Source organism: Microbacterium sp. BF1 (genome assembly GCF_019279095.1).
GTDB classification, from domain to species: domain Bacteria; phylum Actinomycetota; class Actinomycetes; order Actinomycetales; family Microbacteriaceae; genus Microbacterium; species Microbacterium maritypicum.
In genome coordinates this window covers 1-2,984 of sequence record NZ_JAGYWT010000306.1, presented here as the reverse complement: position 1 = coordinate 2,984, position 2,984 = coordinate 1, and the positions used below count along the sequence as shown (strand labels likewise).

At 68.9% G+C, this 2,984-nt stretch carries 5 protein-coding genes and 2 pseudogenes; 3 read left to right on the top strand and 4 right to left on the bottom strand.

The genetic code is table 11. From position 1 onward, the window contains the following. Positions 1–7 precede the first annotated feature (7 nt). Positions 8–100, top strand: a complete 93-nt coding sequence (locus KZA10_RS11030; RefSeq protein ID WP_256934735.1) for an ATP-dependent Clp protease proteolytic subunit — start codon at positions 8–10, stop codon at positions 98–100. 112 nt (positions 101–212) lie between these two features. On the opposite strand, the gene KZA10_RS11025 is transcribed toward KZA10_RS11030, so the two are convergent. The 4 genes from KZA10_RS11025 to KZA10_RS11010 all read right to left on the bottom strand — a co-directional run bounded on the left by KZA10_RS11025 (position 213) and on the right by KZA10_RS11010 (position 2,407). After that, the gene (locus KZA10_RS11025) at positions 213–578 is read right to left on the bottom strand and encodes a helix-turn-helix domain-containing protein (RefSeq protein WP_127483235.1); all 366 of its coding nucleotides are present in this window, start codon (positions 576–578) and stop codon (positions 213–215) included. Between the two features lie 65 nt (positions 579–643). Beyond that, positions 644–1,534 carry a helix-turn-helix transcriptional regulator gene (locus KZA10_RS11020; RefSeq protein WP_055866650.1) on the bottom strand — a complete coding sequence of 297 codons (891 nt, stop codon included), beginning with the start codon at positions 1,532–1,534 and terminating at the stop codon, positions 644–646. Between the two features lie 70 nt (positions 1,535–1,604). After that, positions 1,605–2,078 carry a MarR family winged helix-turn-helix transcriptional regulator gene (locus tag KZA10_RS11015; RefSeq protein ID WP_218682902.1) on the bottom strand — a complete coding sequence of 158 codons (474 nt, stop codon included), beginning with the start codon at positions 2,076–2,078 and terminating at the stop codon, positions 1,605–1,607. Between the two features lie 17 nt (positions 2,079–2,095). Then, positions 2,096–2,407 carry a hypothetical protein gene (locus KZA10_RS11010; protein WP_218682901.1) on the bottom strand — a complete coding sequence of 104 codons (312 nt, stop codon included), beginning with the start codon at positions 2,405–2,407 and terminating at the stop codon, positions 2,096–2,098. 129 nt (positions 2,408–2,536) lie between these two features. Here KZA10_RS11010 and KZA10_RS11005 point away from each other — a divergent pair. Next, positions 2,537–2,848, top strand: a pseudogene (locus tag KZA10_RS11005) (alcohol dehydrogenase catalytic domain-containing protein); the annotation flags it as partial. A 5-nt stretch (positions 2,849–2,853) separates the two neighbouring features. Further along, positions 2,854–2,984, top strand: a pseudogene (locus KZA10_RS11000) (endonuclease NucS domain-containing protein); the annotation flags it as partial.

Genomic DNA, 2,984 nt, shown 5'->3' with positions numbered 1-2,984 from the left:
CGCACAACTGCGCGCCGACACCGACCGCGATCGGGTGTTCACCGCCGCGGCCGCGCTCGAGTACGGACTCATCGACACGGTGCTGGGCGCGCGGAGCTGAGGTGGCGTCCGGGCTGGCGGACGGATGCATGAGCGTTGGACGGATGCATGACCGAAGTGGGACCTGTGGTCATGCATCCGTCCGTCGATCATGCAGATGACGGGTCCGGGGATCAGGCGGCGAGGGCGAACGCGCCACGTGACACCGCAGCGGAGATCGACACCGCAGCGGATGCCGACACCGCAGCAGAGCGCAGCTCATCGGCCACGGCGCTCGTCAGCTCGATGAGGCTCGTGTCGAGAGCGCCGGCTATCGCGGCGATCATCTCGCTCGACGGCTCCTTCAACCCGCGCTCGACCTCAGAGAGGTACTGCGGAGAGACGCCGGCCTTCTCCGCGGTCTCCGTGAGGGTCTCTTCGCGATCGTGGCGTCGACGCCGCAGCTGGTCGCCCAGCATGTGCCGCCAGAGCGGTTCGGGCCCGCTCAGCTGCGGACGGTCGGGGCGAGGGGCGCGCGGGAACGAGAGGATGTCGGCCATGCCTCACGATAATCCGGGGCATCAGGCGCGTTCGAGTGGTTCTGCTCAGAGCAGAACCACGCGGCTCAGGCCTCCGCGCGGTCGGATGCGGATGCCGCGGAGGGGAATGCCCCCGCATCCGTCGCCGCCCAGCTGGCGAGCATCCTCAGCTTGTCGGCCGAGGGTGTTCCCGGTTCCGCCGTATAGGTCGACAGGTGCAGGCCGGGATCGGCGGGCAGCTCGAACGCCTCGTATGTCAGCTCGATCTCCCCGACCACCGGATGCGCGATGCGCTTCACACCCGTGCGGTGGAAGCGCACATTGTGGGCGGCCCACAGGGTGCGGAACCGCTCGCTCCGCGTCGAGAGCTCGCCGACGAGATCGGTGAGCCTGCGATCGAAGGGGTTGCGTCCGGCTTCGCCCCGCATCGCGGCCACGAGCTCCTGCGTGTTGCGCTCCCATTCGGGGTAGAACTCCTGCGCCGCCGGATCGAGGAAGGCGAAGCGGGCGCTGTTCGGCTGCGGCTGGGCGAACACGGGAGCGTACAGGGCTCGCCCCAGGGCGTTTGCGGCGAGGTAGTCGAAGTGGTTGTCGCGCACGATCGCCGGCGCCTCGGTCATCGCATCGAGCAGACGGAGGATGCTGGGCCGCAGCACCGTCGACTTCTTGCGAGGTGTCCGCGCGACCGGGGAGGCGTTCGCGGCGCGGGCGAGGTCGAACAGGTGCGCGGTCTCGGCCTCATCCAGCTGCAGCGCGCGGGCGAGAGCTTCGAGCACGCTGTCGGAGGCGCCGGACAGGTCACCGCGTTCGAGCCGTGTGTAGTAGTCCACACTGACGCCTGCGAGCAGTGAGACCTCCTCGCGACGCAGGCCCGGAACCCGGCGGTTGCCACCGAATGCGGGCAGTCCTGCCTGGTCGGGGGTGATGCGTGCGCGCCTCGTGGAGAGGAACTCGCGCACCTCGCTGCGGGTGTCCATGCTCCGACGCTACGCGCTCAGTGACCGTGGAGGGAGGTACTGGCGGTACCGGTGACCGGCCCGCACCCGTTCACAGCGCCGCCGTCACGCCCGGCAGGAGCTTCCCGAGGATCGCCCTCAGCTGTTCGCGCTCCTCGACGGTGAGCGGATCGAGCACGAGTTCCCGCACCTGTTCGACGTGCACGGGAGCGGCCGTGCGCAGCATCTCCCGCCCCGCCGGAGTCAGGGCGGCCGAGAGGGTGCGCTTGTCGGCGCCACACGAGGCACGCTCGACCCAGCCTCGCTCCTCGAGCGAGTCGAGCGCGTGGCTCAGACGCGAACGGCTGAACCCGGCGATGCGGGCGAGCTCGGTCATGGTGACGGCGCCCTCGCCCCGGCCCGCCAGGGTGACGAGGATGGCGTAGCGCGCGTGATTGAGCCCGACCTCTTCCTTCAGTGTGCGATCGAGCACCTGCGGCAGCAGCTGGACGAAGCGGATCACGGGCAGCCACGTGTCCATCTCGGTGTCGTCGAGTCGACGCGGATGCGGCTGCTCCGCCGTCATGGTGTCCTCCTGGACTGTCACGCCGCCGACAGGTCGAGCGTGTGCGCCGTGTGGTCCCGCTTGGCCTGCAGGTAGCGGGAGTTGGACTCCGACAGGTGCACCTCGGTCGGCACCCGCTCGGTCACACGGATGCCGAGCTCCTCGAGCTGCACGGCCTTGTCGGGGTTGTTGCTCAGCAGACGGATGCCGTCGACCCCGACGGCCTTCAGCATCTGGGCGGCCACGGTGTATTCGCGCTCGGTCGTGGAGAAGCCCTCGCCGAAGCGCAGCGGCACGCGGACGCGCGTGCGCTCCGTGGCGACCGGAGCGACGGTTGAAGTTTCAATCATGTCGGGTGCAACACGTGCTCCTGCGGAGTATTCCCGGATCTGTGAATCTCGAAGGGGTTCCCTCAGTACCTCCCATCCGAGGCGGAATCGGCGTTGACTGGATGTCACGCGAGAGAAGGAGCATCACGAATGCGCGGAGTAGTCATGCACGCCCCCGGCGACGTCAGAGTCGAGGAGCGGGAGAAGCCCACCATCACCCGACCCACCGACGCCGTGATCCGGATCGCGGCGACCTGCATCTGCGGCTCCGACCTGTGGCCGTACCGCGGTGCGAACGAGGTCGATCATGACCCGATGGGGCACGAGTACGTCGGCGTCGTGGAGGAGATCGGCGCCGAGGTGCAGACGCTCAAGGTCGGCGACTTCGTGGTCGGCTCGTTCATGGCGTCCGACAACACGTGCGAGATCTGCCAGGCGGGCTACCAGTCCCGCTGCGTGCACGTCGACTCATGCGCCGCGAATACCCGACGGCCATCGGCCCCGTCGACCTTCTGGTGCGCGATGCCGACGGCGCCGCGATCGCGGTCGAGATCAAGCGACGCGGCGACATCGACGGCGTGGAGCAGCTGACCCGCTA